Here is a 14,565-nt window from a genome sequence, read left to right on the forward strand (position 1 = left end):
TATGAGCTCACCTGTTGGCATTTCCGCGCCCCGCGTCGCACACCTGCAACGGGAGACGAGTGAATCCAGCATCGATCTCTCACTGAACCTCGATGGCACCGGCGTCAGCGATATCCACACCTCGGTGCCGTTTTACGACCACCTGCTGACAGCCTTCGCCAAGCACTCCCTGACCGACCTCACGGTGCGCGCCAGCGGTGACATCGAAATAGACGTGCACCACACCGTCGAAGACGTGGGAATCGTGCTCGGCCAGGCCATTCGCCAGGCGCTCGGCGACAAGTCGGGCATCTCCCGCTACGGTGATGCCCTCGTGCCACTCGACGAGGCGCTCGCCCAGGCCGTCGTCGATATCTCGGGTCGCCCCTACCTCGTGCACGCCGGCGAGCCGGCCGGCTTCGAATTCCACCTCATCGGCGGACACTTCACCGGCTCCATGGTGCGTCACGTCTTCGAAGCGATCACTTTTCACGCCGGGCTGACCGTGCACGTCACCGTGCTGGGCGGCCGCGACCCGCACCACATCGCCGAAGCCGAGTTCAAGGCCTTCGCCCGTGCGTTCCGTCTCGCCAAGGCCCTCGACCCGTTCGTGCAGGGCATCCCCTCCACCAAGGGAGCCCTGTGACTCGGGTCGTCGTCTTCGATTACGGCACCGGCAACGTGCACTCCGCGGTCAAGGCGCTCGAACTGGCCGGCGCTGACGTCACCCTGACGAGCGACCGCACGGTCGCGCTCGAAGCCGACGGCCTCGTCGTGCCCGGTGTTGGCGCGTTCAGCGCCGTCATGCAGGCCTTCAAAGCGGTTCGCGGCGACGAGATCGTCGACCGTCGCCTGGCCGGCGATCGCCCGGTGCTCGGAATCTGCGTGGGAATGCAGGTCATGTTCGAGCACGGGGTCGAACGAGGCGTCGACACCGAGGGCCTCGGCGAATGGCCCGGAACGGTCACCGAACTTCCCGCCGCGATCCTGCCGCACATGGGCTGGAACACCGTCACGAGCGCGCCGGGCTCCGAGCTGTTTCGCGGGATCGAAGACGAGCGATTCTACTTCGTGCACTCCTACGCCGCGCAGTCCTGGACGCTTGAGGTCATGCCCCCGTTCCCCGAACCACGGCTCACCTGGGCCGAACACGGAGCGCCGTTCCTGGCCGCGATCGAGAACGGTCCGCTCACCGCAACCCAGTTCCACCCGGAGAAATCGGGCGAGGCGGGCATCCGCTTGTTGAAAAACTGGATCGGTACCCTGCGCTAATAGAACTGCGCGCCTAGACTGCACAATCCGCCCCACCACTATGAAATTGGCCGCAGCCTGCGACCGCACAACCGAGGACACCAATGAGCGAGTTCAACAAGACACCGAGGCTCGTCCTCCTGCCCGCCGTCGATGTGGCCGGAGGCAAGGCCGTGCGCCTGACGCAGGGCGAGGCGGGTACGGAAACGAACTACGGTGACCCCGTAGATGCTGCGGCCGACTGGGCCAGACAGGGCGCCGAATGGATTCACCTCGTGGACCTCGATGCGGCATTCGGCCGCGGCACCAACACCGGCGTGATCAAGAAGGTCATTCGCCAGGTCAAGGGTGTCAACATCGAGCTGTCCGGTGGTATCCGCGATGATGCATCGCTGGAAGCAGCACTGACAACGGGCGTCAAACGCATCAACCTCGGAACCGCGGCCCTGGAAAACCCGGAGTGGGCGGCCAGCGTGATCGCGCAATACGGCGAGGCCGTGGCCGTGGGACTCGACGTGCGCGGCACGACCCTCGCGGCCCGCGGCTGGACCAAGGACGGGGGCGACCTCTGGCAGGTGCTCGAACGGCTGGAGGAGGCCGGCTGTGCTCGATATGTCGTGACCGACGTCACGAAGGACGGCACCCTGCAAGGCCCGAACATCGACCTGCTCCGCCAGGTACTCGATCGCACCCGCAAGCCGGTCATCGCCTCCGGCGGTATCTCCAGCCTCGATGACATCGAAGCGCTGCGCAAGCTGGTGCCGCTCGGCCTGGAAGGTGCCATCGTTGGCAAAGCGCTCTATGCCGGCGCGTTCACTCTGGCCGAGGCCCTGGACGTCGCGGGGGACTAATGGCAAAGGCGCGCAACCTCGGCTCAACGGGCGATCCCTCCGGTCGACCGGGTTCACAGAGCCAGCCCGGTTCCCAAAGCTCGCCGGGCCAGCCCGGTGAGCCGAGCGAGCTGGCCGATTCGGCCGGTCAGCCCTGGGCCGGCCGAGGATTCGAGGCCAATCTGGACGCCGGCGATGACGGGTCAGCCCCCGCCGCGCTTGCCGAGGCGCTCACCCGCTTTCAGGCTCGGGAAGCGGGCGAAGAAAGCGTCATCGACGCCATCCGCGGTTCCCGCCTGCTGATTCCGCTGGTGACGAAGCTCGGCGAGGCCGCCCTGAACGCACGCGGGCAGACGATCGATAAAACCCAGGAGCTGTCGATCATCACCGTGGCCGGTCCCGACGGCCGCACCGTGTTACCCGCCTTCTCCTCCACGGCCGCCATGACGGCCTGGAATCCCCTCGCCCGACCCGTTCCAGCGGATGCCGTGCGCGTCGCCCTGGCCGCCGCGCAGGAAAACACCGACCTCGTGGTGCTCGACCCCACCTCGCCCGGCGAATTCGTCATCCGGCGACCGGCGCTCTGGGCGATCGCCCAATCCCTGCCCTGGACACCGAGTTATGCCAGCCATCATGTGGCCGACGCGTTCGCCGCATCCATCGCAACGGAGCTGTCGGTGCTGACCGTTCAGCTCTCAGCCGGCGACCCGTTGGGGCGGCTGGAGGGGCCCGAACTGGTGGTACAACTGGAACTGGTCGACGGCCTCACCCAGCCCGACCTGGACACCATTCTGAGCCGGCTCGGCACTCGCTGGTCGGAGAGCGAGGTCATTACGACCGGTGTCGATTCGCTGCGGGTGAAGCTCATCGCCTCGGCCTAGATTTTGCGCAGCACGAATGTCGGTGGGGTAGGCGACAATAACCCTATGACCGACGTTCTCGATCGTTTCTCCTTGGCCTCCCGGGCCTGGTTCACCGAAGCGTTCGACGCGCCGACCGCGGCTCAACTCGGGGCGTGGAACGCTATTTCGCAGGGCTCGCACGCCCTCGTCGTGGCTCCGACCGGATCAGGGAAGACCCTGGCCGCGTTTCTGTGGGCCATCGACCGGCTCTATACCGAGTCAGCACCAGGAACAGAGCAAACCAAGCATGCACCCGCCACTCGTGTGCTTTATATTTCGCCGCTCAAAGCACTCGGCGTCGACGTGGAACGCAACCTCAGCGCGCCCCTGGTGGGCGTCAGCCGCGCCGCTGAGCGGCTCGGGCTCGAGCCGCCGCACGTCTCGGTCGGGGTGCGCTCCGGAGACACACCTGCCGCCGACCGCCGCAAACTGATCACCACGCCGCCCGACATTCTCATCACTACGCCGGAGTCGTTGTTTTTGATGCTCACGTCGGCGGCCCGCGAATCGCTGCGCGGTGTGCAGACGGTCATCATCGACGAGGTGCACGCGGTCGCGGCGAGCAAACGCGGCGCCCACCTAGCCGTGTCCCTCGAACGACTCGACGCACTGCTCAATCAGCCGGCCCAGCGAATCGGACTGTCGGCTACGGTACGCCCGCAGAGCGAAGTCGCACGGTTTCTGGGCGGCGCCGCCCCGGTGCAGATCGTGTCGCCGCCCGCGCTGAAAAGGTTCGATCTGCGTGTGGTCGTTCCGGTCGATGACATGAGCGACCTCGGGCCGGTGCCTCAACGCGAGGGGGTCACGTCGGCCGCGGCGCCGCAGACCGGATCGATCTGGCCCCACGTCGAAGAGGCCATCGTCGACGAAGTGCTGGCACACTCCTCGAGCATCGTGTTTGCCAATTCGCGACGGCTCACCGAACGCCTGACGGCCCGGTTCAACGAAATCTATGCCGAGAGGCTGGCGGCCTCCGCTCTGGTTCCCGTGGTGCACGGAGGTGTTGTGTGGAGTCCTCCGGCCGTTCGCCCGCCAGCCGAACTGATGGGCGCGAGCGGCCAAACCGATGGCGCCGAGCCGCTGCTCGCCCGCGCACATCACGGTTCGGTCAGCAAAGAACAACGCGCGCTCATTGAAGACGACCTGAAATCGGGCCGGCTGCGCTGTGTCGTTGCCACGTCGAGCCTGGAACTCGGCATCGATATGGGCGCCGTCGACCTGGTCGTGCAGGTCGAGTCACCGCCGTCGGTGTCGAGCGGGCTGCAGAGGCTCGGCCGCGCCGGGCACCAGGTCGGTGAGATCAGTCGCGGGGTGATCTACCCCAAGCACCGGGCAGACCTGATCCACGCGGCGGTCGCGGCCGAGCGAATGGTGGCCGGCGCGATCGAATCGCTGCGGGTTCCCACCAACCCGCTCGACATTCTGGCCCAGCAGACCGTCGCGGCCTGCGCGCTCGAACCGATCGACGTGGAGACCTGGTTCGACATGGTTCGGCGCAGCGCACCGTTCGCGACGCTGCCCCGCTCCGCCTACGAGGCCACCCTCGACCTGCTCGCCGGCCGCTACCCCTCTGACCAGTTCGCCGAGTTGCGCCCGCGCATCGTCTGGGATCGCGACGCCGGCACCCTGACCGGCCGTCCCGGCGCGCAGCGGTTGGCCGTCACCAGCGGCGGCACCATCCCTGACCGCGGTCTGTTCGGCGTCTTCATGGTCGGCGGCGAGCAGATCACCGGCAAACGGGTCGGCGAACTCGACGAAGAGATGGTCTACGAATCGAGGGTGGGCGATGTCTTCGCGCTCGGCACCACGAGCTGGCGCATCCAGGAGATCACCCACGACCGGGTACTCGTCGTGCCCGCGTTTGGGCAGCCGGGGCGGTTGCCGTTCTGGAAGGGTGACGGCCTCGGCCGCCCGGCCGAACTCGGTCAGGCCATCGGTGCTTTCGTGCGCGAAGTCGGGAGCCTGCCGGCCGATGCGGCGCGGGAGCGCTGTGCCGTGGGCGGCCTCGATCAGCGCGCCATCAGTAACCTGCTTGCCTTCCTGGGCGAGCAAAGCGGTGCAACGGGCCAGCTGCCTACTGACCGCACGCTCGTGGTCGAACGGTTCCGCGATGAACTCGGGGACTGGCGCGTGGTGCTGCACTCGCCATACGGCACGCCGGTGCACGCACCGTGGGCACTCGCCGTCGGGGCCCGCGTGCGCGAGCGCTACGGAATCGATGGCTCCTGCGTCGCTAGCGACGACGGCATCGTCGTGCGCATCCCCGACACCGAAACCGAACCGCCCGGCAGTGACCTGTTCGTGTTCGATCCCGACGAGCTCGAACAGCTGGTCACCGACGAGGTCGGCGGCTCCGCGCTGTTCGCCTCCCGGTTTCGCGAGTGCGCCGCTCGGGCCCTGCTCCTGCCCCGGTACAAGCCCGGTGTCCGCTCGCCCCTCTGGCAGCAGCGGCAAAAAGCCGCGCAGCTGCTCGACGTGGCCCGCACCTTTCCCACTTTTCCGATCATTCTCGAGACCCTGCGCGAATGCCTGCAGGACGTCTACGACCTGCCGGCCCTCGGGGCGCTGGCCCGGCAGATCGCCTCCCGCGAACTGCGCCTGGTCGAAACCACAACTGAGACCGCCAGCCCGTTCGCCAGCACCCTGCTGTTCGGCTACGTGGCCGCGTTCATGTATGAGGGCGACACTCCGCTGGCCGAGCGGCGCGCCACGGCCCTCGCAATCGACTCGAGCCTGCTCGCCGAACTGCTCGGGCGGGTGGAACTGCGTGAACTTCTCGACCCCACCGTCATCGACCAGACCGACCGGGAGCTGCAACGGCTCGCCCCCGACTATTTAGTGAATGGCGTGGAAGGCGTCGCCGACCTGCTGCGCACGCTCGGCCCGCTGAGCACCGTCGAAGTGGCCGAGCGGATGCTCACGCCCGAGTCGCAGCCCGCCGCCGACTCGCTCGTCGTCGACGACGCCCTGCACGCCCTCGTCGACTCCCGCCGCGCGATCCGGGTGAGCATCGGCGGCCAGGACCGCTGGGCGGCCGTCGAAGACGCCAGCCGGTTGCGCGACGCACTCGGGGTTCCGCTCCCAATCGGTGTACCGGCAGCGTTTACCGAATCCGTCAAGGACCCGCTCGGCGACCTGATGAGCCGCTTTGCTCGCTCGCATGGACCGTTCACCACGCGGGCTGTCGCCGAGCGGTTCGGGCTGGGCGAGGCCGTCGTGCAGATTGCCCTCGGCCGCCTCGCTGATGCCCGACGCATCGTGGCCGGCGAATTCCGACCGAACGGCACCGGCCCGGAATGGTGCGACTCCGAGGTGCTGCGCCGCCTCCGCCGCCGTTCCCTCGCCGCGCTTCGGCACGAGGTGGAACCCGTCGATCAGAAGGCTATCGGCCGGTTTTTGCCGGCCTGGCAACACGTGGGCGGTAAGCTGCGCGGAATCGACGGCGTCGCATCCGTTGTGGAACAGCTCGAGGGAGCGCGCATACCGGCGTCCGCCTGGGAGACGCTCATTCTGCCAGCCCGAGTGAGCGACTACCAGCCGGGCATGCTCGACGAACTCACCAACGCGGGCGAAGTACTCTGGGCGGGCGCGGGAACCCTCGCCGGCAATGACGGCTGGGTCAGCCTGCACCTCGCCGAAACCGCCCAGCTCACGCTGCCACTGCCCATCGATGTGGACACGACGCCCCTGCAGCAGGAGATCCTCGCGACCCTCGGCAGCGGCGGGGCCTACTTCTTTCGCCAGCTCGCCGATGCCGTGGGCAGCCAGGACGACAAGGAATTGGTGCAGGCGCTGTGGGACCTGGTCTGGGCCGGGCTGATCAACAACGACACCTTCGCCCCGGTTCGCTCGCTCCTGGCCGGCGGGCATACCGCGCACCGGCAGAGCCGCGCCGTGCCCCGGGCGCGCCTGCATCGCGGGCGATCGATGCCGCGGCCCAGTCTGCCGAGTCGCAGCGGACCACCAATGGTGTCGGGGCGGTGGTCGATCCTGCCGGTGGCCGATGACTCGCCGACCCGTCGTGCGCACGCACTGGGGGAGACCCTGCTGGAACGCTACGGCGTCGTGACCCGCGGCGCGGTGATGGCCGAGGGTGTCGCCGGGGGGTTCTCGCTCGTCTACCGCACGCTCACCGGATTCGAAGAAATGGCCCGCTGCCGTCGCGGCTACTTCATCGAAGGGCTCGGCGCAGCCCAGTTCGCCACCGGCGGCACCATCGACCGGCTGCGCACCTTCGCTGCGGGGGCATCCGACCCGTCCGCTGCCCGACGCACCTCGCCAGCCGTCGCGGTGACCCTGGCCGCAGCGGACCCGGCGAACGCCTACGGCGCCGCGCTGCCGTGGCCGCCGCTGCCCGGGGACACCACCCACCGCCCGGGTCGCAAGGCGGGAGCACTGGTCGTGATCGTCGACGGCGGCCTCGTGCTCTATGTCGAGCGCGGTGGCAAGACTGTGGTTGTCTACGAGACGGATGCTGCCGTGCTCGCCGCAGCGACCGCCAGTCTGGCTGCCCTCGTCACTGCCGGGCGCATCCAGAAGATCGCCGTGGAAACGGCCAACGGCGTGTTCGTGATCGGCACCGAACTCGGCGCGGCCCTGCGCGCCGCCGGATTCACCGAAACGCCGAAGGGGCTGAGGCTGCGTGCCTGAGGGCGATACCGTCTACCGCACGGCCCGTTCCCTCGACCAGGCCCTGCGCGGAAACATCCTGACCGGCTGCGACATTCGGGTGCCGGCCTTCGCCACCGTCGACCTGACCGGGCAGACCGTGCACGAGGTCGTGAGTTACGGCAAACACCTGCTGCATCGGGTCGGCGAGACGAGTATCCACTCGCATCTCAAAATGGAGGGTGCCTGGCACCTCTACCGGCCGGGCACGCGCTGGCACCGGCCGGCGTTCCAGGCGCGTATCGTGCTGCAGACCCTCGAGTGGGTCGCCGTCGGTTTCGAGCTGGGCATTCTGGAACTCGTGCCGACCCGCGCCGAGTCGGAGGTGGTCGGCTATCTCGGGCCCGACCTGCTGGGCCCCGATTGGAGCGCGGTCGACGGTGCCGAGGCCACCAATCGACTCGCTGCCAGGCCCGACCAACCGGTTATTCTCGCGCTCGCCGACCAGCGCAATCTCGCCGGACTCGGCAATGTCTACGTCAACGAGCTCTGTTTTCTGCGTGGACTGCTGCCGACCCGGCCCATGGCTGAGGTCAGCGATATCGCCGGGCTCGTCGCGCTGGCCCGCCGTCTGCTTCTGGCCAACAAGGACCGCGACGAACGCACGACCACTGGCAACCTGCGCCGCGGAGCGCAAGTGTGGGTGTACGGGAGAGGCGGCCAGCCGTGCCGGCGCTGCGGTACCCGCATCAGTCGCGGCACCCTGGGCCGGAGTGATGTCGAGCAGCGCAACACATTCTGGTGCCCCCGCTGCCAGATCTAGCTCGGGGTCCGCTCGGGTGCTCACAACACAAAGCGGATGCCGTCGGTCGGGGCGACCGCGGCATCCGCTGGAAAAAAAATGGGCTAGTTGACCGGTCCGGTGTACTTCTCGCCGGGGCCCTCGCCGATGGCGTCGGGAATGGCGGATGCCTCGCGGAACGCGAGTTGCAGGGAACGCAGTCCGTCACGCAGGCTGCGGGCATGCATATCGGCGATGTCGGGAGCCGCTGCCGTGACCAGCCCGGCGAGGGCCGTGATGAGTTTGCGGGCTTCGTCGAGGTCGATCTGGGCGTCGGGGTCTTCGGCCAGTCCACACTTCACGGCGGCCGCGCTCATCAGGTGCACCGCGGCCGTGGTGATGATCTCCACAGCGGCCACATCGGCGATATCGCGTGTGGCTTGTGCTGCATCCTGCTCAAAACTCGTATCGTGCTCAAAACTTTGGCTCACTGCATTCCTCTGCTAGGCTAATCTTTGGTTCCGGGACAATAGTCTCGGTACGAAAGTGGAGAATCTCCCACCCGCGCATACCGCTTCGTCAAGGTTACCGGGTAGATTGCACTCCGCCGTCGCGTTATCACCTCTTCCGGGAAGGTGGCAGGGCGAGGGTAGACAGGGTGTCGTGTGGAACACGTCAACGAAAAAGTTGGTGTGGAAAACGCGTGATTTTCCTCTCTTCGTCCCTGGTCAGCATCCGCTGGCTGGTTGTGATCACGAAGTTAACCAAGAGGAGAGACGCATCAGCGATCCCCGTACAAATGACCGTATACGCGTCCCCGAAGTTCGTCTCGTTGGTCCCAACGGCGAGCAGGTCGGGGTCGTGGCGATTGATGTTGCCTTGCGCCTGGCACAGGATGCCGACCTCGACCTCGTCGAAGTTGCACCCGAAGCCAAGCCGCCCGTGGCCAAGATCATGGACTACGGCAAGTTCAAGTACGAGGCTGCGCAGAAGGCCAAGGAGGCCAGGCGCAACCAGGCGAACACGATCCTCAAGGAGGTTCGTTTCCGTCTCAAGATTGATACGCACGACTACGAGACCAAGCGCAAACGCGCCGAAGGCTTCCTGAAGAGCGGTGACAAGGTCAAGGCCATGATTCTTTTTCGTGGCCGCGAACAGTCCCGACCCGATCAGGGCGTACGACTGCTCCAAAAATTTGCCGAGGATGTCGCCGAGTACGGTTCCGTGGAATCTACTCCGACGATCGACGGTCGAAACATGGTCATGGTGATTGGCCCGTTGAAGAACAAGTCAGAAGCCAAGGCTGAGATCAACGCCCACAAGGCTGCCGAGAAGGCAGACAAGGTAGCCGATAAGGCAGACAAGGTTGCCGACAAGGCAGCGAAACAGGAGGAACCAGATGCCTAAGATGAAGACCCACTCCGGAACCAAGAAGCGTTTCAAGGTCACCGGCAGCGGAAAGATCATGAAGCAGCAGGCCGGACTTCGACACAACCTCGAGGTCAAGAGCACGCAGCGCAAGTCCCGTTTGAACCAAGACCAGGTGCTGGCCAAGTCAGACCAGAAGGTCATCAAGAAGCTTCTCGGTCTGTAAATTCCAACACCGGAAACCAGGCCTCGTAAATACGAATAAGGATTTGTAGAAAATGGCAAGAGTAAAGAGGGCCGTAAACGCCCACAAGAGTCGCCGCGTTATTCTCGAACGCGCCAAGGGCTACCGCGGTCAGCGTTCACGCCTGGTCACCAAGGCGAAGGAGCAGCTCACTCACTCCTTCACCTATAGCTACCGTGACCGTCGCGCACGCAAGGGCGATTTCCGTCGCCTGTGGATTCAGCGGATCAACGCTGCGTCGCGCGCGAATGGCCTCACCTACAACCGTCTGATCCAGGGCCTCGGCCTGGCTGGCATCGAGGTTGACCGTCGTATCCTCGCCGACCTGGCCGTCAACGAGGCAGCGACGTTCGCCGCCCTCGTTGAGAGCGCCAAGGCTGCTCTTCCCGCCGACACCTCGGCACCGAAGGTCTCCGTCACGGCGTAATGCGTCAACCGAACCGTTCATCACTGGCTGCCTCCTGGGCGTGAATGTCGTGAACGGCTCAAAACAAGGAGCGGGTGACCTGGTCACCCGCTCCTTTTTTGTACGCATTCGCTGTGCACCTAAACTGGGGTACATGCTTGATAATTCACGTTCACCGCGCGTCCGTGCCGTCGCAAAACTTGCTAAGCGCGACGCGCGCCTCGAGTCCGGTCTGTTTCTGCTCGAAGGCCCACAGGCCGTTTCCGAAGCCCTCACCTTTCGTCCAGAGCTGGTCGTGGAGTTGTTTGCCACACCGACCGCGCTCGATCGTTACTCCGACCTCGCCCAGAAAGCGGTCGACGCCCAGGTTGAGGTGGAGTTCGTCTCTGAAGAGGTGCTCGAGGCCATGGCCGACACGGTCACCCCGCAGGGCTTCGTGGCCGTCTGCCACCAGTTCCCCACCTCGGTGAAGAAGATCTTCAACGCCGAACCCAAACTCGTCGCCATCCTTGAAGAGGTACGCGACCCGGGAAACGCAGGAACCATCATTCGCGCAGCGGATGCCGCCGGCGCCGACGCCGTCATCCTCACCGGTCGCAGCGTCGACCTGTACAACCCCAAGGTCATCCGTTCCTCGACCGGCTCCATCTTTCACCTGCCCGTCGCCATCGCGGCCGACCTTTCCGACGTGCTCGACCGTGCCCGCGCCGCCGGCCTGCAGCTGTTCGCCGCCGACATTAAAGGCTCCGACTTGCTCACCGCCCGCAACGAGGGGCTGCTCGCAGCTCCGACCGTGTGGCTGTTCGGCAACGAAGCTCGCGGCCTGACCGACGAAGACCTCGCTCGGGTCGACCGCAGTGTCAGCGTGCCGATCTACGGCGAAGCCGAGTCGATGAACCTGGCGACCGCGGCATCCGTTTGCCTGTATGAAAGTGCATTCGCCCAGCGCGCCTGAGCATCACTTCCGCACCAGGGCAAAAGCCTCAGCGAGCAAGGCGTACGAAGCTTCTCGATCGGCATACCCGGCAATCGGGCTGTTGACCATGATCTCGTCGATACCGTGGAGGCGGGCCAGATCTTCAAGCTGACGTCTCACGTCCTGTGGTGTTCCCGAAATAATCGATGACTGGTTGGCAGCGCGGCGGGTCGTTTCGTGCCCGCTCCAGCGGTGCGCCAAGGACACGTTCATGGCGGGGAACGGGCTGTCATCACCCAGGTCTTTGCGTGACCGCCACAGCAGGGCGATCTCCCGCAACCCGGACACGACGCTGGAGTGCTCCGCTGTGATGACTCGTACGGCAAGAAGAGGCTCGGGCTCAAGGCGATGGACGGTGGGAAGAAAACTGTCTCGATAGGCGTGCAGGGCAGCCTGTGCGGATTCCTGATTCAAGAAGTGGGCGTGCGCGTAGCCGCTTCCGATCGCTCCGGCGACCGGGGCAGTGCTGCGGCCGGCACCCAGCATCCAGAGTCGAAGATCCGTGCGTTCCGGATCATCGGGCAGGAGACCCAGCCTCTCGTGCAACTCAACAACCTTCGCGGGGTATGAACCGTCGCGGTCGCCGGCCCGCCCGATCCCCAGATCGACTCGCCCTGGGTGCAAGGCAGCCAGAATATTGAACGTCTCGGCCACCTTCGCCGGAGTGTACCGAGCGAGCAGCACCCCGCCGGTACCGATCCGGATCCCGCTCGTGTTTTCGAGGAGCGCGAGCGCTAAAATCTCCGGTGCAGTGCCGGCGAAACTGGGGGAGTCGTGATGCTCGGCCACCCAGAAACGCTCATAACCGAGCTCGGCCGCCACCGTCCCCAGCCGCACCGTGTCGCGGATTGCCGCAGCAGCGGTCGTGCCTTCGGCGATCGGCGACTGGTCAAGAATCGACAGCCTCACCACGGCGAAACTGCTTCAGCAGGTCCGGTTGCCGGCACGATGCGGAAATCCGCGAGGAAGACCAGGTTGTGCAGTTCGGCGGCCGCTATCGCGCGTAACGTCGGCAGCTCGCCCGCAGCCTGCAGGGGGGTGAATACGTTGAGAGGCCAGTCGCGCACCGTCCCTCCGCGGAGATGTGGATGGTGAAAGTTGCGGCCGAAGTAGGCCGTCAGAGTGATCGGAGGGATCTCTGCGGCTACCTGACGGGGCCACGACAGCGTCCACGAGCAGCCGAGCCCGCCGTCCTGCGTTCGGGCCACACCGGTGCTGTGGATCGTTCCAGTGTTCAGCAAGAGCGCCGCATTCAGTTCTGTCAGCGCTGAGCGGCACGGCGAATCCATGAGCGTCGCTGTGGTCGCGAACAGAGCCTCCTTGTCGGCACGACTGTGCGCCTGACCGTGCGTGCCGTCGCGGAGATCGGCGAAGTGCCGGAGAAGGGCTGAAGCATTGTCTGTCACCGAGAGGTCAATCGGGTATGGGCTGGTCATCGTGGGGTCCTCATTCTGTTGTGGTCGTGTGTGGTGTCGAACCAGGTGTCCAGCACTGTGTTGATCCAGACGTGCACAGGATTGGGCCGCGGTCCTCTCTGAAACAGAAAGTCGCCGTGCTCCAGCGCCGGATCGATGTGCAGAAGGGCAGGAACTCCGTCGCGCTGCAGGTTTGCGGCGTAGGATCGCACGTCGTCTGAGACAGGATCGAAGGTCCCCGTGATGAGGGCGGTGCGACAGAGTCCGGACAGGTCTGACCCGTTCAGCGGTGTCAGGTAGGACTCACCCATTCGGTCGGCGAGTGGCCCCCGGTAGCGAGCCCACGCTTGTTGAAGCTGGCGACGCTCCGGGAATCGTGCCGGCATGGCGAGGTAGGAAGGCGCTGTGCACTCTGGGTCCAAGGGTGGGTAGGCCAGTATTTGTCCCGCGAGGGGAATTCCGTGATCACGGCACCACAATGCAGCGCCAGCGGCAATCGTGCCTCCGGCGCTGTCCCCGCCAATCACCAGCTGGCTCGCGGGGTCTGTCAGATGCGCGGACGCCCACCGCACCACCCTGAGTAGGTCATTCAGGGCGGTGGGGTGCGTCCACCGCGGAGCCAGCCGATAGCCGACATTGACGATACGAAGGCCGCACAGGGAGGTCAGGGCCAGGCATGCCGCGTGCCAGTCCTCAAGGGAACCGCGCGTCCAGCTTCCGCCGTGCGCCCATACCAGTGTGGCCAGGCCGGCTCGGGGACCGTCATAGATTCTGAGCGGGATGCGATACCCGTCTTCGGCCTGCACTTCCGACTCGGACCACCGCACGGATGCTGCTGTCATCGCGCCGAATCTCATAGGTCGATCCTGACAAGAACGGCGGGTCACCGCCTCTCCCTGCGCTGCCTATCACTGACAGGGTGTGGATACTGGGGAATACCACCACCCATACTGGGGGCGTTGTAACAGAGCTGTTGATCGGCGCAGGTGACCGCGTTGTTTCAGTTCTCTTCCCGGGCCGCTGAAGCGGCATCTTGTGTCCTAAAAGCCTCGCAGAGGCCAAACTGAGGGACCTAAGAAATGGAAAGAGCGAGACTCCTTAACTTCACCAGCGATCTTATTTCAGCCCGCGTGCTCGACGATCCGGCAGAAGTGCCGATCGTCGGAGCAGGCATCGTCGTGAACGTGGCACCCACCCGCGCGTTCACCTCCGGTTCCCAACGGAGCATCCTCCCCGCCCTCTCATCTACGATTCTTCGGCAGGGCACGGTCGCCGGCGAGAAACTCATCGTCCTGACCATAGAATCACCAGCCGTGCAGGAAGCTCAACTCGTACACCGTGGGTGGACGAACTTCTATGATTCCCAGTTTGGTTCTCCGGTCCTTCTGAAATCGCCGCAGGACCGGTTGGGGACGGTGGAGCTGAATTGCGCCGACATACTCGGCATCACTGACAACGCCATCGGGACGTCCCGCTTCGAGGTGCGAGCCAACCTCTGGTTCAGCCCGGCCGGCACTGACTGCGGCATTCACAATCAACACGACTTCATCGAGGTGCACACCCAGGTGCTCGGGCGCGGCCGAATGCAGAAATTCATGTCCGAAAACGAAGACACACTCTACGAAGATCAGTTGCTCAGCCCGGGGAATACCAACCCGACTCCGTTCTGCATCGGAGTCGGCGGAACCTTCCACTACCCCTGGCACCAATACCACGCCGACACCGACTGCGTGTGGCTTGCCGTCGAATACCACCGGATCTGAATTCGGAGTCCTCGTCATAGTGCGGGGCACCCTTGCGAAACC

General features: G+C 65.4%; 15 protein-coding genes. 11 read left to right on the forward strand and 4 right to left on the reverse strand.

The window, feature by feature from the left end; genetic code table 11:
- The first annotated feature begins 1 nt into the window (after position 1).
- The 6 genes from hisB (at position 2) to CXY78_RS07680 (ending at position 8,393) form a co-directional block, all read left to right on the forward strand.
- A complete protein-coding gene (gene hisB / locus CXY78_RS07655; protein WP_104088850.1) occupies positions 2–625 on the forward strand; it encodes an imidazoleglycerol-phosphate dehydratase HisB in 624 nt (207 codons plus the stop codon).
- Complete coding sequence (gene hisH, locus CXY78_RS07660) at positions 622–1,251, forward strand: imidazole glycerol phosphate synthase subunit HisH (protein WP_104088852.1); 630 nt, start codon at positions 622–624, stop codon at positions 1,249–1,251. The genes hisB and hisH overlap by 4 nt, the downstream gene beginning before the upstream one ends.
- Positions 1,252–1,334: 83 nt before the next feature.
- Complete coding sequence (gene priA / locus CXY78_RS07665; protein ID WP_092341049.1) at positions 1,335–2,081, forward strand: bifunctional 1-(5-phosphoribosyl)-5-((5-phosphoribosylamino)methylideneamino)imidazole-4-carboxamide isomerase/phosphoribosylanthranilate isomerase PriA; 747 nt, start codon at positions 1,335–1,337, stop codon at positions 2,079–2,081.
- Entirely contained in the window at positions 2,081–2,941 is an 861-nt protein-coding gene (locus tag CXY78_RS07670) for an SseB family protein (RefSeq protein ID WP_092341050.1), read from the forward strand. The genes priA and CXY78_RS07670 overlap by 1 nt, the downstream gene beginning before the upstream one ends.
- Positions 2,942–2,986: 45 nt before the next feature.
- Positions 2,987–7,612 carry an ATP-dependent helicase gene (locus CXY78_RS07675; protein WP_104088853.1) on the forward strand — a complete coding sequence of 1,542 codons (4,626 nt, stop codon included), beginning with the start codon at positions 2,987–2,989 and terminating at the stop codon, positions 7,610–7,612.
- The gene (locus CXY78_RS07680) at positions 7,605–8,393 is read left to right on the forward strand and encodes a DNA-formamidopyrimidine glycosylase family protein (RefSeq protein WP_104088855.1); all 789 of its coding nucleotides are present in this window, start codon (positions 7,605–7,607) and stop codon (positions 8,391–8,393) included. The genes CXY78_RS07675 and CXY78_RS07680 overlap by 8 nt, the downstream gene beginning before the upstream one ends.
- Before the next feature lie 83 nt (positions 8,394–8,476).
- On the opposite strand, the gene CXY78_RS07685 is transcribed toward CXY78_RS07680, so the two are convergent.
- A complete protein-coding gene (locus tag CXY78_RS07685) occupies positions 8,477–8,842 on the reverse strand; it encodes a DUF1844 domain-containing protein (RefSeq protein WP_092341053.1) in 366 nt (121 codons plus the stop codon).
- Between the two features lie 289 nt (positions 8,843–9,131).
- Between CXY78_RS07685 and infC the strand changes: the two genes are divergently transcribed.
- The 4 genes from infC (at position 9,132) to CXY78_RS07705 (ending at position 11,324) form a co-directional block, all read left to right on the forward strand.
- Entirely contained in the window at positions 9,132–9,758 is a 627-nt protein-coding gene (gene infC / locus CXY78_RS07690) for a translation initiation factor IF-3 (protein ID WP_104088901.1), read from the forward strand.
- Positions 9,751–9,945, forward strand: coding sequence for a 50S ribosomal protein L35 (gene rpmI / locus CXY78_RS07695; protein ID WP_092341054.1), 195 nt, complete (start codon positions 9,751–9,753; stop codon positions 9,943–9,945). Before infC ends, rpmI begins: the two co-directional genes overlap by 8 nt.
- Before the next feature lie 52 nt (positions 9,946–9,997).
- Entirely contained in the window at positions 9,998–10,390 is a 393-nt protein-coding gene (gene rplT, locus CXY78_RS07700) for a 50S ribosomal protein L20 (RefSeq protein ID WP_092341055.1), read from the forward strand.
- A 133-nt stretch (positions 10,391–10,523) separates the two neighbouring features.
- Positions 10,524–11,324, forward strand: coding sequence for an RNA methyltransferase (locus CXY78_RS07705; RefSeq protein ID WP_092341056.1), 801 nt, complete (start codon positions 10,524–10,526; stop codon positions 11,322–11,324).
- Positions 11,325–11,327: 3 nt separating this feature from the next.
- Here the strand turns inward: CXY78_RS07705 and CXY78_RS07710 are convergent, their stop codons facing one another.
- The 3 genes from CXY78_RS07710 to CXY78_RS07720 are packed head-to-tail and all read right to left on the reverse strand — an operon-like array spanning position 11,328 to position 13,617.
- Complete coding sequence (locus CXY78_RS07710) at positions 11,328–12,257, reverse strand: LLM class flavin-dependent oxidoreductase (RefSeq protein WP_092341057.1); 930 nt, start codon at positions 12,255–12,257, stop codon at positions 11,328–11,330.
- Positions 12,251–12,781 (reverse strand): hypothetical protein, encoded by a 531-nt coding sequence (locus CXY78_RS07715; RefSeq protein WP_092341058.1) that lies wholly within the window; start codon positions 12,779–12,781, stop codon positions 12,251–12,253. The genes CXY78_RS07710 and CXY78_RS07715 overlap by 7 nt, the downstream gene beginning before the upstream one ends.
- Positions 12,778–13,617 (reverse strand): alpha/beta hydrolase fold domain-containing protein, encoded by an 840-nt coding sequence (locus tag CXY78_RS07720; protein ID WP_104088857.1) that lies wholly within the window; start codon positions 13,615–13,617, stop codon positions 12,778–12,780. Before CXY78_RS07720 ends, CXY78_RS07715 begins: the two co-directional genes overlap by 4 nt.
- 222 nt (positions 13,618–13,839) lie before the next feature.
- Between CXY78_RS07720 and CXY78_RS07725 the strand changes: the two genes are divergently transcribed.
- Positions 13,840–14,523 carry a hypothetical protein gene (locus tag CXY78_RS07725; protein ID WP_134343665.1) on the forward strand — a complete coding sequence of 228 codons (684 nt, stop codon included), beginning with the start codon at positions 13,840–13,842 and terminating at the stop codon, positions 14,521–14,523.
- Positions 14,524–14,565: the final 42 nt, after the last annotated feature.

The sequence above is a fragment of the Cryobacterium sp. N19 genome (genome assembly GCF_002929595.1).
GTDB classification, from domain to species: Bacteria; Actinomycetota; Actinomycetes; order Actinomycetales; family Microbacteriaceae; genus Cryobacterium; species Cryobacterium flavum.